This window comes from Pedobacter aquae (assembly GCF_008195825.1).
GTDB classification, from domain to species: Bacteria; Bacteroidota; Bacteroidia; order Sphingobacteriales; family Sphingobacteriaceae; genus Pseudopedobacter; species Pseudopedobacter aquae.
In genome coordinates this window covers 3,440,064-3,466,039 of record NZ_CP043329.1, presented here as the reverse complement: position 1 = coordinate 3,466,039, position 25,976 = coordinate 3,440,064, and the positions used below count along the sequence as shown (strand labels likewise).

Here is a 25,976-nt window from a genome sequence, read left to right as displayed (position 1 = left end):
AATTAAATAGATGCCTCTTACTTTTTTGGAAGAAATACATCCAAATACTTATATAGGACTTTGGAAAATAGAAGAAGAACCTGCTGTTTTAGAAAAACAGTTACAACTAAAAGATCATGAAAAAGAGGTTTTAAAAGGCTTAAATACCCAAAAAAGAAATCTGCATTGGCTGGCTACCCGAGTGCTCTTAAGAAAAATGCTGAACACCGAGGAGTATATAGATTGCCAACCCGATGAAAACGGCAAACCTGTTTTATTAAATATGCCGCATCATATTTCTTTAAGCCATTCTTATGATTATGCGGCAGTTATAATTAGTAAAGACAAAAGAGTAGGTATTGATATTGAAATCATTAAAGATAAAATCACCAGAGTTCAGCAAAAATTTATGAGCCCACAAGAGCTTAGTTTTATGGATGAACAATACGCCATAGAACATTTATACGTTTGCTGGTGTGCTAAAGAAGCACTTTATAAACTTAACGGTAAAAAAGAAACATCTTTTAAAGACGATATTCATTTAGAAGAGTTTCCATACCAAACAAAAGGGGTGTTAAAAGGTAGTATCCATAAAGAGCCTTTAGTTAAAAATTATAAAATAGCATATCGCAAGTTTGAGGATTACATGTTAGGTTACGTTTACGAAGAAGATGAAGAATAATAAAGTATTTTTTCAGGATTGGGGCTTAGTACCTTACCAACAAGCTTGGGATAAACAAGAGGCTGTTTTTGCAGAAACCGTTGCTATAAAAACGGTCAACAGGAACCATCCAGAAACAGCGCAACAAACGCCTAACTACCTTATTTTTGTAGAACACCCTCACGTTTATACGTTAGGAAAAAGCGGTAAGGCAGAAAATCTTTTGCTAAACGAACAGGCGCTTATAGAGAAAGAAGCTAGCTTCCATAAGATAAACAGGGGCGGAGATATCACCTACCATGGCCCTGGTCAATTGGTTGGTTACCCTATTTTAGATTTAGATAATTTCTTTACCGATATACACCTCTACCTTCGCACTTTAGAAGAAGCCGTTATTTTAACTTTAAAAGATTATGGCATTACAGCCGGCCGATACGAAGGTTATACCGGCGTTTGGCTAGATGCCGATAATGAAAAAGCTCGTAAAATTTGTGCTATGGGCGTAAGATGCAGTCGCTGGGTAACCATGCATGGCTTTGCTTTTAATGTTAATGCCAACTTAGATTACTTTAAAAATATTGTCCCTTGCGGGATAGATGACAAAGACGTTACCTCTATGCAAAGAGAATTAGGTAAAGCCATAGACATGGATGAAGTTAAAGCCAAACTTAAACAGCATATAGCAAACTTATTTGAAATGGACTTATCCAATACATAATTCTATTAGTCATACACTAAGCCCTTTTATTTTACAGCCTAAAGTTCTGTATTTCTCTGGTTTTAGATGTATAATTTACACTTAAACAATTATTTATTTTCTTTCCATATACGTGTATTAATGCATATTTTAGTCGCGTAAAATTCTTAAACCCAACACATTTAAAAATGAGAAGACCATTAATTTCAATTCTTAACTCTAGCACCTTCGGTAAACACTTTGCTGACCACATGAGCACCTTAGAAGCCTTTGCCGATATTAAACATATTACCGTACCAGCAGATATTGATGGCGATGCCCTTGCAGAATATTTAAAAGACGCTGATGGTATTATTGCCAGCGTTACGCCAAAAATTCCTAGAGCAACTTTAGAAAAGTGTAAAAACTTAGTCCTTTTAGTACGTCATGGTATTGGTTGTGATAATGTAGATTTAGAAGCCGCTACAGAATTAGGCATCATGGTGTCCAGAGTTAAAGGTATTATTGAGAAAGAAGCTGTTGCAGAATACGCTGTTTCTTTATTGATGGCTGGGTCTAGAAAATTAGTTTCGGGTTCAAGAGCGGTAAGAAATAGCGATTGGAGTAAAAGAGCCGGAATGATTGGTATGGAGATAAAAGGCAAAACCATTGGTATTATTGGTTTAGGAAATATTGGCTCTCGTAGCTCAGAAATATTGGCTAAAGGTTTTGGAGCAAATGTAGTTGCATCAGACCCATATATCGCTAAAGAAAGATTTGCCCAATTTGGTGCTAAAGAAGTTTCTTTAGACGAGTTGATTAAAACTTCTAGTGCTATTTTGTTCCACTGCCCACTAACAGATGAAACTAAAAGAATGTTAGGTAAGGCGCAGTTTGATAGCATGCAAAAAGATGCCGTTTTGGTAAATACTTGTCGTGGAGAATTGGTTGATGAAGACGCTTTATATGCGGCTTTACAAAACGGACCACTGGGCGTTTACGCAACAGATGTGGTAGAAGGCGAGCCTATAGATGGAAACCACAGATTAGCAAAATTAGAAAACACCATTATTACACCTCACCTAGGTGGTTATAGCTGGGAATCTTTGCATGGTATGGGTCAAACTTGTGTTGATGATGCTGTTTCGGTTTTCCAAAATAATGGAGTTGCAGGCGAGTTGGCTAATCCTGAAGTTTTACAAACAAAACGCAGAGTATGGTCCTCTCACTAGCCATTGATTTAGGTACAACAAATCTTAAAGTAGGGCTGGTAAATGAGAGCGGAGAAATCATCAGTATACGCTCCGTAGCGGTACCCGTAAAAAGTAATCAAAAAGGAGAAGCAGAACACGACCCAGAGGAGCTTAAAAAACTTATCCTGGGTTTATGTAAAGAGTTGCTGGTTGGTGATACTAAAAACCAAGTAGCATATATCGTAAGTTCTACTTATCAGTTTGGCTTAATGCTATTAGATGCGCATAAAAAGCCGCTTACAGGTATTACTTTACTTTCAGATATCAGGTCTCAAAAAACTTTTGATGCTTTTTTAGAAAGTTATTCTGCCTTTGATATTTATGCGCAAACTGGCTGCCCGCTTATAAGTCCTTATGTATTGGCTAGGTTATTTTATTTCTCTACCCAAGAAAAAGACTTATTTAAGAAGGCTCAATATTTCTCAGACAGTAAATCGTTTTTATTCAACTGGTTAACAGGCGAATTCACTACTGATATGAGTACCGCAGCAGCAAGCCAGGCCTATAATATCACAAACGGAACTTGGGATGATACTTTATTAGGCCATATAGGTTTAGAAGGAAAACAATTTCCAGAAATTAAAGATGGCACCTCTTATCTTTCCTCTTTACAGGAAGACATCAGGACCGAATTAGGACTAAAACAAGGTGTTAAAGTTTTACTAGGTGTTTATGATGGCGCAGCTTTAGCTATAGGCTCTGGAGCTTTACAAAAAGGTGTTGGTATCATGAATGTGGGTACATCCGCGATGCTTCGCGTAGCTGGTCAAATACCTGCTTTTGACCAAGACGATAATAAGCGTATACAACCTTATGCACTAAACAAGCAGCTATTTTTAAATGGTGGGGCTCTTAATAATGCCGCCTTACCTATTAATTGGTTGCGCAATAGCTTGTTTGATGTTGATTTACATGATGAAGCCATGCTTAACTTAGGCACAACAGCGCCTTTAATTTGCTTGCCTTATTTAACCAGTGAAAGGGACTCTAAAACAGGTCCTTATGCTTCTGGAGTATTTTTCGGCTTACGCCAATACCACAGCAAAACAGACATGGCTCGCTCTGTATTAGAAGGGGTAGCTTATTCTATGCGTTATATTTTTGATGCCTTAAAAGAAAATCAGCTTCTTATTACCGAGTTGCGTATGGGTGGCGGCGGAACCAATATAAAACCATGGGTACAAATTTTTGCCAATATCATGGGTTTACCTATTCATATCCCTTCCGGGGATGAATTGGGTATAGTTGGTAGTGCTATGCTTGCTTTTGCAGCCGAGGATAAGGATAAAAACATCAATACCATAGGTTCACATGGTCTTGGAAATAATATGACCATCTATCCCGATGCTGCTGCTGTAGAAGTTCATCATCAACGTTATCAATTTTTCAAAAAGCTACGTGAAACTTTAGGTCCTTTGTATAAAGAGCATGCTGCTTTAGCAAATCATCCTTCATAAGTTCAGCGGTAAGTTTAGCCTATTAAGAAAAGAAATGTAGCCAGTGGAAGGCACCTCAAAACCCATAATTTTTGAGGTGCTTTCTTGACTACCCAAACCGAATGTCTTAACATCCTTTTGTTTCGCATAGGTAGAAATTTAACATAGGTAGATGTAAATTCCGATAAGGTATTTACAAAGCCAGTGCCAGCCTCATTTATTACTTTCCCTTCCAGTAAAGAGGCAAATTATATATCCATCATTAAAAATTAACCTGATAAAAAAGGTATGAAATCATAAGTAAATCTTTAAAAATTAGCTGTATGTTATATACTCCATGAAGGTATATGCTATAAAGTACATATTTGAAAAGCTTGTTTAAACAGGTTTTTTTGCTTTTTTAAAAAGATTTTTAAACTACAAGCGAGCAAAAATAAGCGCTGACTGTTTTTGAGCGTGGGTAGGGGATGTGCGGCAAAGGCTCCAGCGGGATTGCTCAAGGATTTATTCGTTAGTTTTTATTGATTTTAAAAGGTATTCATGAATTCGCTAAAGCTTCATTTTGGTTCCTTTTGGTCCCGCAAAAGGAACGAGCCTCGCCGGCGATAGAGGCGGATGTTTATTGTTTTATAGAGATTGTGAATTAATTGGCTATTTCGCTCAGGGCTTTCCGGCCTCATAGGCGGCCAACCCTAGGCACTTTTTTCTTGAAAAAAAAGTAAACAAAAAACGAGGAACGAGTTCATGAATGCCTAAGAAAAACCATAACCAGAAAATGAATAATTCAAGGCTGATGAATATTTGTCGCTCCGTCTAAATAAATCTTTATCTACAATCCTGAGTGGTGTGAATGGTTATAGCTTTATGAAGGTTTCTACATCACCCGTCGGATTGTTTTCCGATACTGCTTCATGAAAGTTTATGCAAAAGATTTATTTGACTTCGCTTCCAAATCTTCATAGGCCGTACTCGTTCTTAGGAAAGATGGGTTTTATGTTTAAAGGAAGTTCCTAAATATCGCTTTTTAGGCATCTTTATACTTTGTACTCTGTACTTTCTACTTAAAAGGCAGTCCCTAAACATCGCTTTTTAGGCATCTTTTTACTTTATACTCTTTACTTTCTACTATATACTTGGTACTCAATATCCCTCCCTCTTTGATTCTCCCTCCAAAGGGAGACACTAACGGCATACTTACCAAGCGTATCAAATAAATTCTCATTGTAAAAGACAATTCCTCACCCATTTGCAAAGTATCCCCCTCTCGAGGTGGTATAGGGGGAGGCTCTTTCTACACTATACCCTCTAGTATATCTAAATTTCCGCTATTTAAGTTCTTTTGACTTTTTACTTTTAAAAGTTCTTAGCCAACATTTAGGCTCTTTCTACTTTGTACTCTATACTTTATACTCTAAAACAAGCCCATAAAACAAGAAATCCCTGCTCAGTAAAATTTGAGCAGGGATTTTTATATAAGGAAGGCAAGCGCCTGATGTTTTTGATTACATCATACCGCCCATACCGCCACCCATAGGAGGCATAGCAGGAGAAGAAGAACCTTCTTCAGCTTCGTCAGCTAAAACACACTCTGTTGTTAACAACATAGCAGCAATAGAAGCAGCATTTTCTAATGCAACACGAGAAACTTTAGTAGGGTCTATAACACCAGCACCAATTAAGTTCTCGTAAACATCAGTACGAGCATTGTAACCGTAATCTGCTTTACCTTGTTTAACGTTATGTACTACAATAGAACCTTCAATTCCTGCGTTAGCACAAATTTGACGTAAAGGCTCTTCTATAGCTCTTTTAATGATTTTGATACCTGTAGTTTCATCCTCATTAGCGCCTTTTAAGCCTTCTAAAGACTCAACCGCTCTGATGAAAGCAACACCACCACCTGCAACAATCCCTTCTTCTACAGCTGCTCTTGTAGCATGTAAAGCATCGTCAACACGGTCTTTTTTCTCTTTCATTTCTACTTCTGTAGCAGCACCAACATAAAGAACAGCAACACCACCAGCTAATTTAGCTAAGCGCTCTTGTAATTTTTCTTTATCGTAGTCTGATGTAGTAGTTTCTATCTGAGCTTTAATTTGATTAACGCGAGCTTTGATATCTTCACTGTTACCAACACCATTAATGATTGTTGTATTATCTTTATCAACAGTGATTTTTTCTGCCTGACCTAAGTAAGAAAGATCTGCGTTTTCTAATTTATAACCTCTTTCTTCAGAAATTACAGTACCGCCAGTTAAGATAGCGATGTCTTCTAACATAGCTTTTCTTCTATCACCAAAACCTGGAGCTTTAACAGCAGCAACTTTTAATGAACCACGGATTTTATTAACCACTAAAGTAGCTAATGCTTCTCCGTCTAAATCCTCAGCAATAATTAAAAGAGGTTTGCCAGTTTGTACTTGTTTTTCTAAAACAGGTAATAACTCTTTCATGTTACTGATTTTTTTATCGTAGATTAAGATATAAGGATTATCTAATTCTACTTCCATTTTATCAGCATTGGTAACAAAGTAAGGAGATAAGTAACCTCTATCAAACTGCATACCTTCTACAGTTTTAACTTCAGTTTCTGTACCTTTTGCTTCTTCAACAGTGATAACACCATCTTTACCTACTTTAGCCATAGCCTCAGCAATTAAAGACCCAATCACATCATCGTTATTAGCTGAAATAGAAGCTACTTGCTTAATTTTGTTATTGTCTTCGCCTACAGTTTGAGACTGAGATTTTAAGTTTGCAACAACTGCAGTAACGGCTTTATCAATACCGCGTTTTAAATCCATTGGATTTGCACCAGCAGCCACATTTTTAATACCCGCAGTTACAATAGCTTGCGCTAAAACAGTAGCCGTAGTAGTACCATCACCTGCAATATCAGCAGTTTTAGAAGCTACTTCTTTAACCATTTGAGCACCCATGTTCTCTAAAGCATCTTTCAATTCGATTTCTTTAGCTACAGTAACACCATCTTTAGTGATAGCAGGAGAACCAAATTTCTTATCGATAATTACATTTCTTCCTTTAGGACCTAAAGTTACTTTAACTGCATTAGCTAAAATATCTACACCGCGTTTTAAAGCATCACGGGCTTCTACATTGTATTTAACTTGTTTTGCCATTTTATTTTTAGTATTAAGTATTGAGTAGCAAGTATTTAGACTGACTTGCGTACGGAATACTTTTGAAACTGATTAATTTATTTTTCAAATTTTTAGATTCGGGCATAGCAGATATAAGTTACACTGCTGCCATCATCTTGATACTATAGTCTAAATACTTGGTACTAAAGAACAGCGTAAATATCAGACTCACGCATGATTAAATACTCTTTACCTTCGTAAGTGATTTCAGTACCAGAATATTTTCCATATAAAACCTGATCACCAACTTTTACAGTCATTGGCTCATCAACTTTACCGTTACCAACGGCTACAACAGTTCCACTTTGGGGTTTTTCTTTAGCAGTGTCAGGAATGTAAATACCTGATGCAGTTTTTTCTTCTGCAGGAGCAGCTTCTACCACTACTCTGTCTGCGATAGGTTTAATATTCAATGCCATAGTTCTATTTTATGATTTTAATTTTTTATCGTTTGTTCTACACTACTCATAGAGTATGCCAAAGGCAATAATTGTCATTTTTTCATTTTTAACCGCTCTAAGAGCGTATTTCTGATAATTTTTAAATGTCAGCTTGTCAGAAGTGCTGCAATTTTTTTCTCTCTCCACCCAAAAATAAAATCTATAAAAAAAGCCACCCTTAAGAAAGAGTGGCTTCAAATAAAATTCTTATTTAATTACTTAGCTGTATCTGCTGGTTTACCTTGTGGTAATGATGGCAATGCAGATGGTGCAGCTGTTTTATCAATTTGTTCTTGAATTTTAGAATCTCTTGCCGGCCCACTACCCGTAGTAGCGCTAGGAGAACTTACATTTATTAATAAAGCAATTACCATTAAAGCAATAGCTAAACCCCAGCTTCCTTTTTCTAAGAAATCTCCGGTACGTTGTACGCCCATGATATTGTTTGATGAAGAAAAACCTGAAGATAAACCTCCACCTTTAGGGTTTTGTACTAAAATAATTAAAACCAGCAGTACACAAATAACAATTGCTAGTATGATTAAAAACGTTGTCATATATATCTTAATTAACTTTTAATTCTAAGTATTTAATTTGGCTCGCAAAGTAAGTGCTTTTTTCCGGATATTTCAAACTTAATTTCTTGTAAACCTCTAATGCCTTATGATATAGCATTTGTTCTACATAAACTTTAGCTAAAGTTTCTGAAACTAATTCATGACTATCTTCTGAACTTCTTTTTGCTTTATTCTCGGTATCTATCTTATTTGCCGGAGGTGGCTTTATCTGAGGCTCCTCTTTAATGAAACGCTCAATAATCTGATATTCTTTTCTTCTAAAATCAAACGGAACAGTTTGAGTTTGCTGATGAGTAAGATCATCAACAGTACGTAAGTGGAAAATATTCTCTGCTATTTGATGACTTAATACATCCTCTTTTACAGCTATTTCTTTGCTAGTATCTAGTTTAAAACTAGCGTATGGCTGTATATTCTCATACTCTTTACGGGTTTTAGCTAACCACCATAAAAAGGTATAAGGCAAACGCTCATCATCATATTTAGAAATATAATTCTTTTGCTGAGAGATTTGTAGAGCCTTTATTTGCTCGCTTTTAGTGCTATGTTCTGGCTCTTCTATTTCCTGCGCTATGTTCTCTATATAAGGCTCTTGTGCTGCTACAGTTTCTACAATAGGCTGTTCTTCTTCTGTTATATCATTTTCCGGAACTTGTTCTGTAGTTACTGTTACTTCCCCTGTCCTTATGATACTTTCAAAAGGTAATGTATTTTGATCTGGTGTTTCTATTTCTACAAATACAGGTTCTAAATTCACTTCCTCAGTTGTTGCTGTTTCTTCCTTACTTTCTATAACATCTTCCGCTATAGCATTAGGTGCTTCTTCTTGCGCACTTTCAACAACTTCTTCTGTTTCTTCTTCAATAATAAATTCTGATGGTGTTGAAGTATCAAAATTCAAATCATGTTCATCTTTTACTTCTTCATCAGCAGGTGAAATATGCTCAACCACTACATCCGCAATCTCTTCATACACTTCATCATCATGATTAAAGCTATCTGCTTCTAGCGCTGTTTCACTTTCAGTTTCAGAAGGAACGTCTACAAGAGCATGAGGAAGCGTTACATCTTCTTCTATGATAGAGACCAATGCTTCTGGCTGTATTTCTTTTTCCTGGCTTGCAGCAACAGTATAGTCTTTGTTGAGCTTATCAGGATGATGAATAACATGATATAATACAGTTCTATCTGGCAGCATAGCCGCTGCCTGAGCTAACTTTTGAGTAAAATTAGGAGTATTTTGTGCAGTCTTAGCCGCAAGTAGGTATAAGGTTTGGCAATAAGGATATTTATTGATTAAGATTTCTAAATCTGCAAGCTTACCTTCATCAAGCTGATTTAAATCAAACAGATAATCAGAAAATTTTAATTCTTTAATATGCTTATATTCTAATTGCTCCAAAATTTCTTTCTATTATAACCTGTGAATTTAAAAAACCTTACCAATTGGCAAAAGCCCTATTGTAAATATCTTCTGTTAGTTGTGCATTAATATCTTTTATTAAAGCCTGCTCTTGACTGGCAAATGCACTTCCTTGCGTAGAAAAATCTCTAAAACGGGTAAAAGATTGTTCGAAACTTTTATCTGGCTCTATGGTGTTGGTATATTTTACCTGTACGGTAATGGTTAATCTATTTAAACCAGCTGATACCTGCTGGTCGCCCTGTATAGCAACGGGTTGTATATTGTAATCTGTAATACGACCTTGAAAATCTGCATCGCCATTGGTTCTTAAAAAACTTAAGGATGTTTGCGTTCTGATACGGTCTTTTAAAGCCTCGGTAAAACTCTGACTAAGAATTGGAACCACCAAGGGAGCATTATTCTCAAATAAAGCTACAGATACGGTTTTCATCCCGGCAGATATAGACCCTCCTGTAAAGGAATAAATACCGCAAGCATTTAACAGCATCAGCATGGCGCATAATAAGATATAAGCTCTTTTTCTCATGTCTTTAATTGAGATTTAATTCTTTAATTTTTCTGTACAAAGTACGTTCTGATATTCCTAACTCTTCTGCTGCCGATTTACGTTTACCTTTATGCTTTTTTAGCGCTTTCTTAATCATATCAGCTTCTTTGTCTATCAAAGATAAAGATTCTTCTATTTCCTCTGCATCTTGAGTGATATGAAAATCATCCTGACGGTTTACGACAGGTTGTTGTATGGTTAATTGTGGCTCTACATGCTGTACATCTAAATCCTGATATAAAGAATTTAATATTTGCGGATGTGAAGCGGCATAACTAGAAACGTTATCGCCACTCTGAATAATATCGGCCACTAATTTTTTAAGCTCTACCATATCCTTTTTCATATCAAAAAGAACTTTGTAGAGGATATCACGCTCAGAGAAATCTTCTTTTTTACCATTATCTAAACGCATAGGTAAAGAAGATTGCTGGTCTTGCGGAATATAAGAAAGCAAGGTTTGAGCGGTAATATGTCGGTTTTTCTCTAAAACCGCTATTTGTTCGGCAATGTTTTTAAGCTGCCTTACGTTTCCTGGCCAGTTGAAATTGGTTAAAACTTGTACCGCACCTTCATCTAAAGTAACATTTGGCGAGCGGTATTTATCAGAAAAATCGGCGACAAATTTTCTAAATAATAAATGAATATCTTCTCTTCTATCTCTTAAAGGAGGTATTTTAAGTGGTACGGTATTTAAACGGTAGTATAAATCTTCCCTAAACTTACCCGCCTTTACAGCTTCATACATTTCTACGTTGGTAGCTGCAACAACCCTAACATCGGTTTTTTGCACTTTGGAAGAACCCACGCGGATATACTCGCCAGACTCTAACACACGCAACAACCTAGCTTGTGTGCCTAAAGGTAACTCGCCAACTTCATCTAAAAATATAGTACCACCGTTAACCACTTCAAAATAGCCTTTTCTGGCTTCATGGGCACCTGTAAAAGAGCCTTTTTCGTGACCAAAAAGTTCAGAATCTATGGTTCCTTCTGGTATAGCGCCACAGTTTACGGCAATAAAAGGTCCGTGTTTACGAGCGCTTAGTTGATGTATAATATGCGAAAAAACTTCTTTACCAGAACCGCTTTCGCCAGTAATTAATACCGTAATATCTGTAGGCGCAACTTGTCTGGCTATATCAATAGCTCGGTGCAACAGGGGCGAAGCTCCTATAATACCAAACCGTTGTTTAATTTCTTGTATATCCATTTTTTTTAAGTAAAAAGTACAAAGTAGAAAGTACTGAGTATATGCTTGCTACCTTATCTTAAGATTTGAGTATGAAGATTGAGATATGAGTTCTTGTCCGGCGTCTCAAATCTCGCATCTAAAATCTATTCAACCACTTTACCAATTAATGTTGCTGTTGTTGTTTTTTCTACTAAAACGTTCACATAATCTCCTGGTTTATAAGCATCCCCAACAGGGAAAATAACCATGAAGTTTTGATCGCTACGACCGCAATAGTCATTTTTAGATTTTTTAGAGAAACCCTCAATCAAAACTTTCTCTACCTTACCTATTCTTCTTTGCGCCCTGTAATGACTGTTTATTTGTTGTTTAGCGATAACCTCTTCTAGTCTTCTTTGCTTAACCTCTTCTGGAATATCATCTTTAAATTTCTTAGCCGCTGGCGTACCTGGTCTTTCAGAATAAGAGAACATATAAGCAAACTCATACTTCACAAAATCCATCATGCTTAAAGTATCTTGATGCTCTTCTTCTGTTTCTGAGCAAAAACCTGTAATGATATCTGTAGAAATTGAACACTCCGGAATAATGCGTCTGATAGCTTCTACCCTTTCCATATACCACTGGCGGTCGTAAGTACGGTTCATTATTTCTAACACCCTAGAATTACCAGATTGTACTGGAAGGTGAATATAATTACAAATATTATCGTATTTAGCTATGGTGTGTAAAACCTCATCGGTAATATCTTTTGGATGCGATGTAGAGAATCTCACTCTTAAATCCGGACTTACCAAAGCTACCATTTCTAGCAATTGTGCAAAGTTTACGACCTCACCCCCGCCCTCTCCAAAGGAGAGGGAGCTCCTATCTAGTGGCTCTTCTTGTATTATAACTTTATTATCTAAGGCTTCTAAGCTATCTCCTGCGCTTACCTCTCCTTCGGAGAGGGATTGAGGGTGAGGCTTCTTCCACTTATAAGAATCAACATTTTGTCCTAATAAAGTAACCTCGCGGTAGCCGGCAGCATATAAATCTTGTGCTTCTTTTACTACAGAATGTGCGTCTCTGCTGCGCTCTCTACCTCTGGTAAAAGGCACCACACAGAAAGAACACATATTATCGCAACCTCTCATGATAGAGATAAAAGCAGAAATTCCGTTGGAGTTTAACCTCACCGGATTGATATCTGCATAGGTTTCTTCTCTACTTAATAATACGTTTACGGCTTTGTTACCATCATCAACTTTATTAATGAGATTAGGTAAATCGCGGTAAGCATCTGGGCCAACCACCACATCAACCAGTTTTTCTTCTTCTAAGAATTTTGCTTTTAAGCGCTCTGCCATACAGCCTAAAACGCCCACAATCATCCCTGGATTTTTAGCTTTAGAAGCGCTAAACTGTTTCAGTCTGTTTCTTACTCTTACTTCAGCATTTTCACGTATAGAGCAGGTATTGATAAATACAATATCTGCTTCTGTAAAATCTGCTGTGGTTACAAAACCATCATCAGCAAGAATAGAAGCTACTATTTCGCTATCAGAAAAGTTCATGGCACAACCGTAACTTTCTATATATAATTTGCGGCCGTTGTTATTTTTTGTTGCCTCTATTACAAGAGCTTCACCCTGCCTGGCTTCATCATGCTCTTTAGAAGGTATATTCAATTCTAACATCTAAACATTTTTAGGATTACAAAATTAAGATTTTTTTAGTAAAATGACAGTTTGTCAGCCTTTAAATTTATTTAACCCTTTCGTAAACAATATTTCTGGCTGTATAATTGGGTACCTTTATAATGTTTATATTTATGCAACATGGATACAGGCCCAAAACCTCAAAAATTTCTGATTTTAAAGTGGCTGCTAGGCGTATTTTTAGTAGTGATACTTTTATTAGGTGTAGGTGCTTATTACCTAAATAAACAATGGAAACCTTTACTTACTGATGCTTTACAGAAAGCCGTTACCGATGTTTCTGATAGCTTATACAAGGTAAAGTTTAGTGATATCCGTATCAATGTATTAACCGGAAGCGCTTATTTAGACAGTATTCATATCTACCCAGATACGAGTGTTTACAATAAACTTATTGCCCAGAAAAAAGCTCCGGAGAACCTTTTTGAGCTTAAAATCAGTAATTTAGGCTTAAAAATGTCCATCCATCTAAAATATATTTTGATAGAAAATTGGATATGGATGCCATAACCATCACCCGGCCCGAATTAAACATCATCTATACTCGTTTAAAATATCCTAAAAAGAGGCTTGAGGATAATAGAACCACTTACCAAAAGATAAAACACTTGTTAAAATCGGCAAGGGTAGGGTCTATTTTCTTGAATAATATAAAGTTTAAATACATTGATAAATCTTTGTCTTTAAATAAGCCAGATATCACCAATCTGGATAATCTCAATATTAGATTGAATGATATTTTGATTGATTCTGCCGCACAATACGATAGTACCAGAATTTTTACAAGCAAAGATATTATTGCAGAACTGAAAGATTACAGCTACTCAACGGCCGACTCTTTATACTATATCAGGCTAGCTAAAATGCAGTTTTCTACCTTGAAAAAGGAGTTTTTAGTTACTCAATTCAGGTTAATTCCACGCTACAGCGAAATGGATTTTTCTAATTTATTTGTGAAACAGCATGAACGTTATAAAATTAGCTTTGATACCATCAGTCTTAAAAACATCAATTACCCTTCGCTTATTGATGAAAGATTAGTATCGGCACAAAAGGTACTGCTTAAAAACGGCGATGTTTCTGTTTTCTTAAACCGTGGGAAAGCACCAAAAGGTATTGATAAGGGTAAAAACTTCCCTCATTTAGCTTTGCAAAGGGTAAATTGGTCTATCCATACAGATAGTGTAGAGCTAAACAATACTAAAATTGCTTATGCCGAGTATAACCCTAAAACTGGTGCTAAAGGAACCATTACTTTCCATCAACTAAGAGGTTATTTACTTAATGTAACCAATACCGAGGCCTTTCTTGCCAAAAACCATTTTGCAGATGCCCATTTACAAACTAAATTATTGGGGCGTGGCGATTTAAACATCCATATTAAGTTTGATTTGACAGATAAATTAGGCGCTTTTAGCTATAAAGGTTCTTTAGGAAAAATGCCTATTGAAACTATAAACCCCATTACTAGGCCTTTGGCTATGGTGATGATTAGGTCTGGAACGATTAACAGTTTAGATTTTTCTGCAAAAGGAAATATCCGTAGTGCTAGTGGTTTTGTTAAAATTAATTATCATGATTTAAGCGTTACCCTCATGAAAAAAGATGAGGATAATAACCTTAAAAAAATGGGTTTAATTTCTTTGGTAGCCAATGCTTTATTGTTGAAACAAAGTAATCCGTCTAAGAATGAAGCCTTGAGGGTTTCTTACCCAACTTATAGCAGACCAGCCGATGGCTCTTTCTTTAATTTGATGTGGAAAGTTATCTTTATGGGCCTAAAAGAGAGTGTAGGCATTAGTAAAGAGCAAGAAGAAAAAATTACAGAAAAGGCTTCTAAACTAAAAGAAGCTAAAATACGTAGAGAAAAAAGAAAAGCAGAAAGACAACAAAGAAGAAGAGATAAACAAGATTAATATGTTTAAGAGCATTAAATACTTCAGTTTTATAGCAGCATTATGGTTAACAAGTGCCTGCTCAGAACAGATTACAGATAAACTGGTAGCTAGCCAAAATCTTAAAAAATTACAGATTGAGGGAACGAATCTTGAGAGGATTGATAGCCTAATAGGCTCGGCCCTTATCAATAACTGGACGGCCGGTGCAACCGCTTTGGTGGCAAAAAATGGTGAGGTTATTTATGATAAAGGCTTTGGATTTAAAGACCGCGAAACTAAATCCTTAATGCGCCCAACAGATATTTTCAGAATCGCTTCTATGAGTAAGCCAATTATTTCTGTAGCCACCATGATTTTGGTTGAACAAGGAAAATTGAAATTAGATGACCCTGTTTCTAAATACATCCCCGAGTTTAAAAACCCACAAGTTTTAGCCAGTTTTAACGCTACCGATACCACTTATACCACCGTACCTGCAAATAAAGAAATTACCATTAAGCATTTGCTTACCCATACATCGGGTATTGGTTATGGCTTTGCAGATTCTACCCTAAAAAAAATATATGATAAACATGATATCCCAGATTTAGCCACGGTAAAAAATATCACGATAGAACAAAGCATGAAAAAGCTAGGTACTTTGCCTTTAGGCGTACAGCCGGATGCTAAGTTTTATTATGGTTTAAGTACCGATGTTTTAGGATATGTGATAGAAGTTGCCTCTGGTAAAAAGCTAGATTTCTTCTTGAAAGAATATATTTTTAGCCCGATAGGGATGAATAGTACTTACTTTTTCTTGCCTCCGGAAAGCACTTACCGTTTAGCAGCTATGTACAGCGAAACGCCAGAAGGCAGATTAATAAAAACTTACCCTATCAGTGGTAAATTCAACATCAATTACCCTATTAGAGGTGCTAAAACTTACCTTTCGGGAGGTTCTGGCTTATGCTCTACCGTAGAAGATTATGCCTTGTTTTTACAAATGATTTTAAATAAAGGCACTTATGGAGGTAAAAGAATTTTAAAAGCAGAAACCATAGAGCTGATGTCCCAAAACCATATTGGAGATTTACAAGTAGGTAAAAATAAGTTTGGTTTAGGTTTCGAGATTGCTACCGAACAAGGCTTGGCAAACGGCGCTAAAGTGGGTAAATTAAGCTGGAGCGGAGCTTTTAATACGATGTTTTGGATAGACCCCCAAAGAAATGCTATAGCCGTTTTAATGACTCAGGTTTACCCTGCCATCCATAAAAGAGAATTTTATAACAAGTTTGAAACTTTGGTAAATGATGCGTTAGATAGAGGTTTGAAGGAGAAAGATTGAGGGTAAAAAGGATGTTGGATTGACTACAATTTATTGATAAGGAATACATGAGTTACTTCGTGTATCCTCTCCCCAAAAAACCACCTCAAATTTCTTTCATTTCACCTTAAATTCTTGTAATTGCTGATTTATTGTGTTTTTAAAAAACCAGTTATATTTTAAGTTTCCAGAGTACAGTTACAAAGCCCATATAGATAAAAAGCTTTTAAAGCCATTAAAACACCCACATTGGGATATGAAAATTTTAATAGGTGTTTCTAAAACACAAAGAAGCTGGTGATTTTACGAGACTAAATTTCACTAAAATAGGTAGGGACCTTCTTCGAGACAGCTTCGAGACTTCTTCGAGAAATGTTCCTTAGGTTCTGAACAAAGCCCGAAATAGCTCCGAAGCAGGTAGCTTAGTGTATCATTAAGGTTTTTAAACCCATCCATAAAAACCAAAAAGAGGCTGTCTCAAATTACCATTTTGTGTCAGGCTGAGCGGAGTCGAAGCCTTTTCTAAGCATATCAGAGAACATTTCGACTCCGCTCAATGTGACAGATACTATTTTTGAGACAGCTTCTTTCTTTATTCGTTTTATAATAATCAGAGCTTAAACTATATAATTCCAGCCTCTGGCATCTTCAATTCTACCGCATTTAAGATCATCTAAAGTGCTTCTCATCTTATTTGCAAAAACACTTGCTGATGGGTTTGGCAATTCGTAAACCTTACCTTCATGGGTAATGCTAGCTATTTGTGCAATGGTAGCGGCAGTACCAGCACCAAAAGCATCGCTACAAGTTCCGTTTTGGATAGCTTCTAAAACCTCAGTAACAGAAACTCTTCTTTCTTCTACCTCATAACCAAAATCTTTAGCTAAAGTTAAAACGCTATCTCTGGTAACACCATTTAAAATAGAGTCGCGGGTTGAAGGCGTTACCACTTTATTGTTAATCACAAAAGCGATGTTTGCTGCACCCATTTCTTCAATAAACTCGTGGTTTTTGGCGTCTGTCCAAATCAATTGGTCATAACCTTGCTCCAAAGCTTTTTTAGCCGGATACATAGAGCCGCCGTAATTTCCGGCTGCTTTAGCATAGCCGTAACCACCTTCGCAAGCTCTAGAAAACTCGGTTTCTACTTTAACATTTAAGTTTTTAGAAAAATATGCACCAACAGGGCAGGTTAATATCATAAACTTATACGTTTCTGATGGCGTTACACCTAAAAACCTATCGGTAGCAAACATATAAGGTCTGATGTATAAAGAATATCCTTCTCTAGTAGGAATCCAATCTCTTTCTACATCTACCAAAGCTGCAATGCTTTTTACAAAAACCTCTTCTGGTAAAGTAGGCATACACATACGCTCTGCAGATTTATTGAAACGTACTGCATTTTTATCCGGACGGAAAACAGAAACCTTTCCATCAGCATGTTTATAGGCTTTTAAGCCTTCAAAAAAAGACTGTCCGTAATGTAAAGAAGAAATAGCCGGACTCACACTTATATCACCGTAAGGTACAATCTCAAAATTTTGCCACTGCCCATCTACATAATCAGCAACCAACATATGGTCTGTAAATACCCTACCAAAAGGTAAATTATCAAAATCAACCTGTGGCAATCTAGACGCTTTAACCTTAGTTATCTTAATATCGAGTGTTTCCAACATAATCTTCCTTTCTAAATATATAGCTCGCAAAATTACAATATTTGTTTGATTAAGAATTTCTTAAACGTCATAAAATTTAAATTTGTTAATACTGATGTTAGGCCTTAAGCGTACATTAGGTTTTGAACGAATTTGTTTTATTTTTGAGCAGTAACAGGTAAGTTTTATTGCTTTTTGAAATTTAAAAGGTCAGAAGCTTAAAATAAACTTTCATTTTAATGATGAACGATACCAAACCCAAGCTTAATCAGATAGAAAAGTTAAAGCAACTTACTTTTTTGGATAATTTCCTTGGCTTTAGGTTTTTATTGAAATGGTTGTTCATTTGTAGTATTGTTGGCGCTTTAAGCGGAACAGCATCAGCCTGGTTTTTGATGGCTTTAAATTGGGCCACTAACTTTCGGGAACAACATGTATGGATAATTGCTTTTTTACCCTTAGCGGGGATGCTCATCATCTTTTTATATGAGAAGCTAAATAAGGAAGCATCGAGAGGAAATAACCTCATCATCGAGGAAATACATCAACCCAAAAAGAAAATCTCTTTCTGGATGGCGCCTCTTATTTTTATCGGCACAGTGGCAACGCATTTATTCGGAGGTTCGGCAGGCAGAGAAGGCTCTGCCGTACAAATGGGTGCAGCCTTGGCAGATGAAACCAATAGCTGGCTAAAACTTAAAAAAAGAGACCGCAGAATTTTATTGATGTGTGGTGTAAGTGCCGGTTTTGCCTCTTTATTTGGTACACCACTGGCAGCAACATTATTCGCCCTAGAAGTATTCTTGATTGGTACAATTATTTACGAAGCTATTTTACCTTGCCTTCTTGCTGCTGTTATTGCCTATTGGGTTTGTAATCTGTGGGACCCTGGGCATAGTCATTACATCATTCAGAATATCCCAGATTTAAATGTACTAAATATTTTGATAGCTGTATTAGCCGGTATTTTATTCGGCTTAACCGGAAGATTATTTGCCAATACCACTCATTATATAAGTAGCTGTTTTAAACAATATATACCCAATATGTACGCCCAACCTGTAATAGGTGCCTGTATGGTAATTTGCTTTTTATTAATTTGGGGCGATACACAATACATTGGTTTAGGTTTAGATACGATAGAAAATGCCTTTCATATACAGCAGCCTTATTATGGCTTCATCATCAAGATTTTGTTAACAGCTATAACCTTAGGCGCAGGTTTTAAAGGTGGGGAAGTTACACCCTTGTTTTTTATTGGAGCTACTTTAGGAAGTGCCTTATCAGGCATATTACCTTTACCTATAGATTTATTAAGCGGAATGGGATTTGTAGCCGTATTTACTGCTGCTGCCAATACCCCTTTAGCTTGTATTTTAATGGGGATTGAGCTTTTTGGAGCATCTTCTGCCGTTTATATAGCTATCAGTTGTGTGGTGGCTTACTTGTTTTCTGGTCATAACGGTATTTATGGCTCACAAAAAATAGGAAGCGCAAAACATCCCTTCTGGATAAGACAAAGCGGAAAAAATTTAAGTACATTTAATTAAAATTATCAAAACCATGAAAAAATCAGTATTTGCAGCTTTATTTATTTCGGCCTCTGTATGGATGGCTTGTAATCAAAATCAACCTCAAACAACGCAAACAGATTCTGCCGTAGTAGCAGAAAGCGAAGATGCTTTAGCCTCGCAATGTTTCACAGCGCTTGTAGGAAAAGACTCGGCCAGTCTTAAAATAAACAACCTTGATGGTAAAATAACAGGCGAGTTGGCTTTTAATTTCTTTGAGAAAGATGATAGTCAGGGAGAAATAAAAGGAGAGTTTAAAGGCGATACACTTTTTGTTGATTATACTTTTAAGGCAGAAGGTACGGTTTCTAAAAATCCATTAGCTTTCTTGAAAAAAGACGGAAAATTATATCAAGGTTATGGCGAGATAGAATCTTATTTAGGAAAAACCTATTTTAAAGATCATGCTGCCATCAGTTTTGATAAAGGTTTTGTTTTTGAAGAGAGTGAGTGTAAATAGTTTATTTACTTTTCATTGCTTTTAAAAGAGTTTAAGTTTGGGGTGTTTGTGAAGGGCATCCTTAACTTAACTAGTGTTTGTGTAAATGGGCTTTTACGCTCTAGCTAGGTAGCGGCTTTTTTCTTTTATTGGCTATTACGCTCAAGGCTTTTCGGCCTCATAGGCGGCCAACCCTAGGCACTTTTTTCTTGAAAAAAAAGTCCCCAAAAAACGAGGAACGAGTTCATGAATACCTAAGAAAAACCATAAACAAAAAATGAATAAATCCTGCCTACCGGCAGGCAGGCAAGGCTGATGAATATTTGTCGTTGCGTCTAAATAAATCTTTATCCACAATCCTGAGTGGTGTGAATGCTATTGCTTGATGAAAGTATTTACAACACCCGTTGGATTGTTTCCTGATACTGCTTTATGAGAGTTTTTATAAAAGATTTATTTGACTACACTTCCAAATCTTCATAGGCCATCCCTCGTTCTTAGGAAAGTTTTGTTTAATATTATTGGAAGTCTCTAAATATCGCTTTTAGGCATCTTTATACTTAAAAGGCAGATACTAAATATCCGCTTTTTAGGTTCTTCATACTTTATACTCTGTATTTTTCTACTGCTAGACAGGAACAAACTTTGATAAAAAAACAGCCTATCCCGAAGCGCATGAGCAATCCCCCAGAGCCAGAAAAACGAAAAAAACAGTAGCAGAAATTAAAAAATCTTGCACTACTAAGCCTATAGCGAATGCGGTTTTGTGTTCGAGCTTACACTAACGTTCATAAACCGCTTGCTAGCAAAAATAAGCGCTCACTGTTTTTGAGTGTGGGAGAGCTTTGTGCGGCAAAGGCTCCAGCGGGATTGTTCAAGGATTTTGATTACTTTTTTCCTCTAAAAAGTAATGGGCCCCGCCGGCTCTTGAGGCGGATAATTATTATCATTAAAGATTACTGAGCTAAGTGAAGCTTTTGGAAATAGCATTTTCGCTCAAGGCTTTCCGGCCTCATATGGTTTAGGGATTTAATAATAATCGATACAATCGAAAAGCCATGTTAAACACTCGTTGCAAACGAGCGCAAGAAGAAACACTTTTTACTCAAAAACGTCCTCCCTCTTTAATTCTCCCTCCAGAGGGAGATACTGGCGGCATACCTATCAAGTGGATTATAAAGAGAAATCTGATATTAAAAGATAAATCCTAACCGAAATGCAAAGTATCCCCTTCTCGAGGCTACCGTGTACCCACATCTTTTTGGAGTATCCAACCATCATAAATATTATAGAATTTGTTTAATCCTTTGAACATAGTAGTCATACCTGGTTTTCTTTGAGACCTATATCCTTTCCAGCCACCTATTCTGGATATAATCCATACTGCGTGGTTGAGTTTTCCTGCTTGAAAAGGATTTTTCAAAGCCTGTGTTTTTCCTTCATTAGCCTTGTTCAGTGCCAACAGACATTCCTGTTCATCTTCTGAGAACACTAAATCTGTATCTGGTATATTGGCTTCTTCGGGTTCACTATATGCTATATGCATCTGCATCAGTTTCATAATGGTATCCAGTAGCATCACTGTAAGTTTTCTGATGGACCACCCTGTTTCAAGTTCACTTCCTTCTATATTGAAACCTTCTTTTTTGAGCATGCGAAAAAGCTCTTCTATCACCCAGCGCCAGCTATACCATTCAATAATTAAACGGGCTTGGTCAAAATCTTCTACTGGCCAGGTGGTTAGTAAGCGCCAGTGTATTCCCTGATAATTCTCTGTAGATGCCTCCATAGCTTCAACAGCATAGACTTGAACACATTTACCTTTACCTTCTTTTGGGGGACGGATATTTGTTTTTATACTTCTAACCTCCAGGCTTGCTTGCCGGGCTGGAGTACCTCCATGACTGTCGCTATCCACTTTAATCTGATATTCACCCAGTTTTTCTGAAGCAGAAAGCTGATCCCAGAGTTTCCCTTCCTCATCATTGGTTTGGCGGTTGAAACAGGAACGAATAAGTAAGTGGGTGTTTTCATCAGGTATCCGAAGAAACTGTTCAAAAATATCACCTTCACGATCCTGAACGATAACAACAGCTTTTGCCTGATGAAGTGTTTCCTGACTCTGCTTACTGGCTTCTATCCATTTATAGGATTCTTTCTCTTCTATCGGTAAATTCATGTATCTGCGCTCGGTTTTATTTCCCTTATCCTGCTCACGCCCCCACATCCTGATAGAGGAAAAACCTAATGGAAAACAAGTTTCTGCATCTACTACTAATGAAGGATGAAGCTTAAAGCCGATTCCCTTACTGTCATCGATCCCTCCTAGACCGCTACATGCTTGTAAGCGCCCTTTATGCCTACTTAGGTTTACTTCTGTGGTATCTTGGATAGACAAAACCACTCTTCCTTTGCTCTGTATAGAACAACGCTTCATCAGTTCTGCTATTAATTTTGATTCAGCTGTACGGGAATTATGTAGAAAACGGTAATATGCTTTTTGTTCTGCTCTATTAAGTGATAGGGCCTGAATACTCTGGGTACAACTACTGAACAAACGCTGACGAAGCATGTAACCCCGGTGTTCTAAGCGCTTATCACCAAAATATCCCGAATAGGTTGATCTTTCCATTATCCAAATATCTACCTTTTTTGTGGGTACACGGTAGCTTCTCGAGGGGCGTAGGGGGAGGCCATTTCTACGCTATACTCTCTTGTACATCAATATCGGCTATTTAGGCATCTTTATACTCTGTATTTTCTACTTATAACTACTTACTACGCTATAACTATCCATCAATTCTTTCATCAGCTTATCAAAAGCAGCTTTTAACTCGGCTAGTTCATCCTCAACTTTAGCTAAACGAGCTTCCAACTCACCAACTGATTTGCGAGCAGGTTCCTCAGGTAAATCATCATCTTCATCTAATACAACATCAGCAAATAGATGGGCATATCTGGCTTCTTTTTGTCCGGCTCTTTTGGGTAATTGTACTACATAAGCAGGTTCTTCTGTAGCTAGTTTTTCTAAAGTTTGCTGTACATCTTCTATAGATTCAAACTCATATAATCTACCAGAATTGGTATTTAGTTCGCCAGGTGTTTGCGGACCGCGTAGAAACAACAAGCAAATTAAAGCCACTTCTTGTGGCACAACCGGAAAAACAATAGCAAAATTATGTTTGTACTTTACCGTTCTGCTACCACCACCTGTTGCAGTAGAAATTAAGCCCTTTTTCTTTAATGAGTCTAAAGTCATCACTACCGTTTCTTCATCATAAGCAACAACAGGTTTACGCGATGTCTTCTGATTACAAGCTGCTGTTAAAGCATTCAGCGTCATAGGGTAATAATCTGGAGTAGTTTTACTCTTTTCCATCAAAGCACCTAAAACTCTTATCTCTTCAGCATTTAGAATGGGTAATGTTTGGCTATTGCTCATAAAAAGAATGTTTATTAAATTAGAATAAATTTTTAGCTATGAAAACTCTTAAATATACTGCTTTAACTGGCTTTTTAGTAGGATTAACTTTTTTCTTGATTGGTTTCTTCTATAAATTCAACCATATTCCGGGAGCTAAATTGTGGGTTCATATTGGTGCTTTCGCCTACATATTAATGCTTTTAAGTATAGTTGCCTTGTTTATTTACTTTGTGATGAACTACTTGAAACTAAAAAAGCAGCTTAGGGCCTAATACAAGACCCTAAACTTAATGGTATTTTCTACCTTACGCATTTCTTTAAGTAAGGCTTTATCGTATTCTGTATCGGTATCGGTAATTACATATCCAATTAAAGGGTTGGTCATTAAGAACTGCCCCACAATATTGATTTGGTGTTTAGCCAATACTTTGGTGATTTTAGCCATTACACCCGGTACGTTTTCATGAATATGGATAAGCCTGTGCGAACCTGCAATTTTTGGCAATTGCAGATTAGGAAAATTACTACTCATGTAGGTGGTTCCGGTATTGATAAAATCGGCCATACGGCGAGCTATAAGCGTTTTGTGGGTAAGATTGCTCTTTACACTATCAAAAACTACAATACCCATTTCGGTACATACATCAAAATCTATATTGCCTTTTGCATTACCAAAATAGCCTATGGTTTTAAGTTTTACAGCTTTTTTAAGTGTAGCTTTATCTACCTTCTCACCATCTGCCAAAAGCAGCATCCCTACATCTTGTACGTATTTATCTTCAAAGGTTTCTTTGTGTCTGATAGAAAAACCATCCTTTTTAAGTAATTGAATACTTTCTTCTGGCACATTACCTACCACTAAACATAAAATTCTGTTTTTAGGGTAAGAGATAGCTCTTGGTAAATCGCTTACATAAAGAAACTCATCAAAACTTGGGGTTACATGGTCTGCCTTTTCGGCAACTGCTTTACGCTCAATATTTTCGGTATAAGCAAAGAACTTTTTAATTAAGCCCGATTCTTTCAATTGGAAATCAGAATGACCATCGCCAATACCATAAATATCACCTTTCAAAGACATCCTTTGTAAAAGTTTTACTTTACCCCCTTCTTCTGATAGTGGGTTAGCTTTATCGTAACCGATGATTTTACCTTGCTCGTCAAAGATGAAGGTATTGGCATAAATATTCTCCTTTTTGATATGGTAAGGCGTTACTACAGGTGTAATAAACTCTTTAAAACCACCAGAAACGATTAATACTTCTTTAGCATGCTTCTTAAAAAACACCTTATTTCTAGAGAAAGAAGAAGATACTTTGGTTTTTAGATGTTTGATCAGCTTTTTTAAATCGTCTTTATTAGCCTCTAATAATTTAACCCTGCCTTCTAAACTTTCGGAGAAAGAAAGTTTACCTTCCATAGCTAAATTGGTAAGGTCTTCTATTTTTTTGTAGATGGCTTCTCTATCTGGATGATTTTTTAGAGATATTCTTGCCAGTTCATCTAATGCTTCCACCTGTGTGAAAGTACTATCGAAATCTATGATAAAATACTGATTCAAAGCTTAAAAAATTTTAAGCCCAAAAATGCATAAATGATTTTAAAAAAATGGAAAATTAGAGAAATTAAAATGATTTTATACCATTTACACTTTTGGTAATGCTCATGTTTACCGGGGTAAAGTGATAAGAGAGCAAGGAAGAAACCTTATGATTACTATACTCTTGGGTTTGAAATGCTGCTTTTAGCAAATCTTTTGACACCACAGGTATTTTAATTTTAAGCAAACGTAAAAAAGAAGCTAAGCGCCAAAACAATCTTGCTTGCCATTCTTTTAGTTCTTTTTCTGGGGCTTTTAAGTTTAAGGCCACAGCAATTTCTGTAAATAAACGTTTAAAACTGTAATTTTCTGCATTGATGATAAAACGCTCATTTATCACTTCATGCTCCATCAGCTTAATCATTAAACAGGCCACATCTTCTACATCTACTAAGCCTGTACCACCTGATGTGTAGTAGTTTAAACCTTTTTTTACGGTTTCAAATATTTTACCACTGCCTTGTTTGCCAATACCTGCACCAATAATAACAGAAGGATTTACAATAACTGCTTTTAAGCCTTCCTCTACACCACGCCAAACCTCCATTTCTGCCCTGTATTTAGAGATAGCATAAGCGCCATTTTTATCATAAGCATCCCAATAATTATTTTCTGTGATGGTTTCGCCGGGTTTAACTTGCCCCAATGCCGCAATAGAACTTACATAAACCAACTTTGTTATGCCAAAGCTTAAACATAGGTTTACCACATTAGCTGTTCCATCAACATTGATGGCCATCATTTCCTTTTCATTGTAATTATTTAAAGAAACATAAGCCGCACAATGGTAAACATGGGTAATGCCCTCAAAGGCATCTATTAAATCAGAAACATCTAAAATATCGGCATCAAACCACTCTATTTGGCTTTCATAAGGTTTTAAAACTTCAGGTATTACAGAAGACGCTCTTTTGATACACCTAACTTTAATACTTTTTGCTAAAAGTTGCTTGGTTAATTGTGCGCCCAAAAATCCTGTTGCTCCTGTAATTAAAATCATGCCGCTAATTTAAAAAGGCAAATTAAAT

General features: G+C 36.5%; 22 protein-coding genes. 10 read left to right on the top strand and 12 right to left on the bottom strand.

What is annotated here, in order from left to right:
* Positions 1-10 precede the first annotated feature (10 nt).
* The 4 genes from FYC62_RS15290 to FYC62_RS15275 all read left to right on the top strand — a co-directional run bounded on the left by FYC62_RS15290 (position 11) and on the right by FYC62_RS15275 (position 4,026).
* Positions 11-661 (top strand): 4'-phosphopantetheinyl transferase family protein, encoded by a 651-nt coding sequence (locus tag FYC62_RS15290; RefSeq protein ID WP_149075564.1) that lies wholly within the window; start codon positions 11-13, stop codon positions 659-661.
* A complete protein-coding gene (gene lipB, locus FYC62_RS15285) occupies positions 651-1,358 on the top strand; it encodes a lipoyl(octanoyl) transferase LipB (RefSeq protein ID WP_149075563.1) in 708 nt (235 codons plus the stop codon). Before FYC62_RS15290 ends, lipB begins: the two co-directional genes overlap by 11 nt.
* A 167-nt stretch (positions 1,359-1,525) precedes the next feature.
* Positions 1,526-2,548: an NAD(P)-dependent oxidoreductase gene (locus FYC62_RS15280; protein WP_149075562.1), complete on the top strand. Its 1,023-nt coding sequence runs from the start codon at positions 1,526-1,528 to the stop codon at positions 2,546-2,548.
* Positions 2,533-4,026, top strand: a complete 1,494-nt coding sequence (locus tag FYC62_RS15275) for a gluconokinase (protein ID WP_149075561.1) — start codon at positions 2,533-2,535, stop codon at positions 4,024-4,026. The genes FYC62_RS15280 and FYC62_RS15275 overlap by 16 nt, the downstream gene beginning before the upstream one ends.
* Positions 4,027-5,507: 1,481 nt before the next feature.
* On the opposite strand, the gene groL is transcribed toward FYC62_RS15275, so the two are convergent.
* The 7 genes from groL to FYC62_RS15240 form a co-directional block, all read right to left on the bottom strand.
* Positions 5,508-7,145: a chaperonin GroEL gene (gene groL / locus FYC62_RS15270; protein ID WP_149075560.1), complete on the bottom strand. Its 1,638-nt coding sequence runs from the start codon at positions 7,143-7,145 to the stop codon at positions 5,508-5,510.
* A gap of 164 nt (positions 7,146-7,309) precedes the next feature.
* The gene (locus FYC62_RS15265; protein ID WP_149075559.1) at positions 7,310-7,585 is read right to left on the bottom strand and encodes a co-chaperone GroES; all 276 of its coding nucleotides are present in this window, start codon (positions 7,583-7,585) and stop codon (positions 7,310-7,312) included.
* 236 nt (positions 7,586-7,821) lie between these two features.
* Positions 7,822-8,163, bottom strand: a complete 342-nt coding sequence (gene secG, locus FYC62_RS15260) for a preprotein translocase subunit SecG (RefSeq protein ID WP_039454431.1) — start codon at positions 8,161-8,163, stop codon at positions 7,822-7,824.
* Positions 8,164-8,170: 7 nt separating this feature from the next.
* Positions 8,171-9,586 (bottom strand): hypothetical protein, encoded by a 1,416-nt coding sequence (locus tag FYC62_RS15255; RefSeq protein WP_149075558.1) that lies wholly within the window; start codon positions 9,584-9,586, stop codon positions 8,171-8,173.
* Positions 9,587-9,623: 37 nt separating this feature from the next.
* A complete protein-coding gene (locus FYC62_RS15250; RefSeq protein WP_039454430.1) occupies positions 9,624-10,136 on the bottom strand; it encodes an LptE family protein in 513 nt (170 codons plus the stop codon).
* Positions 10,137-10,140: 4 nt separating this feature from the next.
* Complete coding sequence (locus FYC62_RS15245; RefSeq protein WP_149075557.1) at positions 10,141-11,370, bottom strand: sigma-54-dependent transcriptional regulator; 1,230 nt, start codon at positions 11,368-11,370, stop codon at positions 10,141-10,143.
* A 125-nt stretch (positions 11,371-11,495) separates the two neighbouring features.
* Positions 11,496-13,031 carry a MiaB/RimO family radical SAM methylthiotransferase gene (locus FYC62_RS15240; protein WP_149075556.1) on the bottom strand — a complete coding sequence of 512 codons (1,536 nt, stop codon included), beginning with the start codon at positions 13,029-13,031 and terminating at the stop codon, positions 11,496-11,498.
* 141 nt (positions 13,032-13,172) lie between these two features.
* Between FYC62_RS15240 and FYC62_RS15235 the strand changes: the two genes are divergently transcribed.
* Genes FYC62_RS15235 through FYC62_RS15225 form a run of 3 tightly spaced genes read left to right on the top strand, consistent with a single transcriptional unit; the run spans position 13,173 to position 16,274 of the window.
* The gene (locus FYC62_RS15235) at positions 13,173-13,562 is read left to right on the top strand and encodes a hypothetical protein (protein ID WP_149075555.1); all 390 of its coding nucleotides are present in this window, start codon (positions 13,173-13,175) and stop codon (positions 13,560-13,562) included.
* Entirely contained in the window at positions 13,550-14,968 is a 1,419-nt protein-coding gene (locus FYC62_RS15230; RefSeq protein WP_149075554.1) for a hypothetical protein, read from the top strand. The genes FYC62_RS15235 and FYC62_RS15230 overlap by 13 nt, the downstream gene beginning before the upstream one ends.
* Before the next feature lies 1 nt (position 14,969).
* Positions 14,970-16,274 (top strand): serine hydrolase domain-containing protein, encoded by a 1,305-nt coding sequence (locus tag FYC62_RS15225; RefSeq protein WP_149075553.1) that lies wholly within the window; start codon positions 14,970-14,972, stop codon positions 16,272-16,274.
* Positions 16,275-16,870: 596 nt separating this feature from the next.
* Here FYC62_RS15225 and FYC62_RS15220 read toward each other — a convergent pair.
* Entirely contained in the window at positions 16,871-17,935 is a 1,065-nt protein-coding gene (locus FYC62_RS15220; protein WP_149075552.1) for a branched-chain amino acid aminotransferase, read from the bottom strand.
* 218 nt (positions 17,936-18,153) lie between these two features.
* Between FYC62_RS15220 and FYC62_RS15215 the strand changes: the two genes are divergently transcribed.
* Positions 18,154-19,464: a voltage-gated chloride channel family protein gene (locus FYC62_RS15215; RefSeq protein WP_240534757.1), complete on the top strand. Its 1,311-nt coding sequence runs from the start codon at positions 18,154-18,156 to the stop codon at positions 19,462-19,464.
* 13 nt (positions 19,465-19,477) lie between these two features.
* Entirely contained in the window at positions 19,478-19,945 is a 468-nt protein-coding gene (locus FYC62_RS15210; RefSeq protein WP_149075551.1) for a hypothetical protein, read from the top strand.
* A gap of 1,219 nt (positions 19,946-21,164) precedes the next feature.
* Here the strand turns inward: FYC62_RS15210 and FYC62_RS15205 are convergent.
* Entirely contained in the window at positions 21,165-22,556 is a 1,392-nt protein-coding gene (locus FYC62_RS15205; protein WP_149075550.1) for an IS4 family transposase, read from the bottom strand.
* Positions 22,557-22,685: 129 nt separating this feature from the next.
* Positions 22,686-23,366: a YceH family protein gene (locus FYC62_RS15200; protein WP_149075549.1), complete on the bottom strand. Its 681-nt coding sequence runs from the start codon at positions 23,364-23,366 to the stop codon at positions 22,686-22,688.
* Between the two features lie 38 nt (positions 23,367-23,404).
* Between FYC62_RS15200 and FYC62_RS15195 the strand changes: the two genes are divergently transcribed.
* Positions 23,405-23,620 carry a hypothetical protein gene (locus FYC62_RS15195; protein ID WP_149075548.1) on the top strand — a complete coding sequence of 72 codons (216 nt, stop codon included), beginning with the start codon at positions 23,405-23,407 and terminating at the stop codon, positions 23,618-23,620.
* Here FYC62_RS15195 and FYC62_RS15190 read toward each other — a convergent pair.
* Positions 23,617-24,909: an HAD-IB family phosphatase gene (locus tag FYC62_RS15190; RefSeq protein ID WP_149075547.1), complete on the bottom strand. Its 1,293-nt coding sequence runs from the start codon at positions 24,907-24,909 to the stop codon at positions 23,617-23,619. The two genes, FYC62_RS15195 and FYC62_RS15190, sit on opposite strands and share 4 nt — an antisense overlap.
* Positions 24,910-24,973: 64 nt before the next feature.
* Entirely contained in the window at positions 24,974-25,948 is a 975-nt protein-coding gene (locus FYC62_RS15185; RefSeq protein ID WP_149075546.1) for an NAD-dependent epimerase/dehydratase family protein, read from the bottom strand.
* Positions 25,949-25,976: the final 28 nt, after the last annotated feature.

Excerpts from the sequence above, each read along its gene's own strand:
- FYC62_RS15240 (WP_149075556.1), bottom strand. The coding sequence starts at position 13,031 with ATGTTAGAATTGAATATACCTTCTAAAGAGCATGATGAAGCCAGGCAG.
- FYC62_RS15225 (WP_149075553.1), top strand. The coding sequence starts at position 14,970 with ATGTTTAAGAGCATTAAATACTTCAGTTTTATAGCAGCATTATGGTTA.
- FYC62_RS15195 (WP_149075548.1), top strand. The coding sequence starts at position 23,405 with ATGAAAACTCTTAAATATACTGCTTTAACTGGCTTTTTAGTAGGATTA.
- secG (WP_039454431.1), bottom strand. The coding sequence starts at position 8,163 with ATGACAACGTTTTTAATCATACTAGCAATTGTTATTTGTGTACTGCTG.
- FYC62_RS15290 (WP_149075564.1), top strand. The coding sequence starts at position 11 with ATGCCTCTTACTTTTTTGGAAGAAATACATCCAAATACTTATATAGGA.
- FYC62_RS15280 (WP_149075562.1), top strand. The coding sequence starts at position 1,526 with ATGAGAAGACCATTAATTTCAATTCTTAACTCTAGCACCTTCGGTAAA.
- FYC62_RS15250 (WP_039454430.1), bottom strand. The coding sequence starts at position 10,136 with ATGAGAAAAAGAGCTTATATCTTATTATGCGCCATGCTGATGCTGTTA.
- FYC62_RS15215 (WP_240534757.1), top strand. The coding sequence starts at position 18,154 with ATGATGAACGATACCAAACCCAAGCTTAATCAGATAGAAAAGTTAAAG.
- lipB (WP_149075563.1), top strand. The coding sequence starts at position 651 with ATGAAGAATAATAAAGTATTTTTTCAGGATTGGGGCTTAGTACCTTAC.
- groL (WP_149075560.1), bottom strand. The coding sequence starts at position 7,145 with ATGGCAAAACAAGTTAAATACAATGTAGAAGCCCGTGATGCTTTAAAA.
- FYC62_RS15200 (WP_149075549.1), bottom strand. The coding sequence starts at position 23,366 with ATGAGCAATAGCCAAACATTACCCATTCTAAATGCTGAAGAGATAAGA.
- FYC62_RS15205 (WP_149075550.1), bottom strand. The coding sequence starts at position 22,556 with ATGGAAAGATCAACCTATTCGGGATATTTTGGTGATAAGCGCTTAGAA.
- FYC62_RS15235 (WP_149075555.1), top strand. The coding sequence starts at position 13,173 with ATGGATACAGGCCCAAAACCTCAAAAATTTCTGATTTTAAAGTGGCTG.
- FYC62_RS15245 (WP_149075557.1), bottom strand. The coding sequence starts at position 11,370 with ATGGATATACAAGAAATTAAACAACGGTTTGGTATTATAGGAGCTTCG.
- FYC62_RS15185 (WP_149075546.1), bottom strand. The coding sequence starts at position 25,948 with ATGATTTTAATTACAGGAGCAACAGGATTTTTGGGCGCACAATTAACC.
- FYC62_RS15265 (WP_149075559.1), bottom strand. The coding sequence starts at position 7,585 with ATGGCATTGAATATTAAACCTATCGCAGACAGAGTAGTGGTAGAAGCT.
- FYC62_RS15230 (WP_149075554.1), top strand. The coding sequence starts at position 13,550 with ATGGATGCCATAACCATCACCCGGCCCGAATTAAACATCATCTATACT.
- FYC62_RS15210 (WP_149075551.1), top strand. The coding sequence starts at position 19,478 with ATGAAAAAATCAGTATTTGCAGCTTTATTTATTTCGGCCTCTGTATGG.
- FYC62_RS15275 (WP_149075561.1), top strand. The coding sequence starts at position 2,533 with ATGGTCCTCTCACTAGCCATTGATTTAGGTACAACAAATCTTAAAGTA.
- FYC62_RS15220 (WP_149075552.1), bottom strand. The coding sequence starts at position 17,935 with ATGTTGGAAACACTCGATATTAAGATAACTAAGGTTAAAGCGTCTAGA.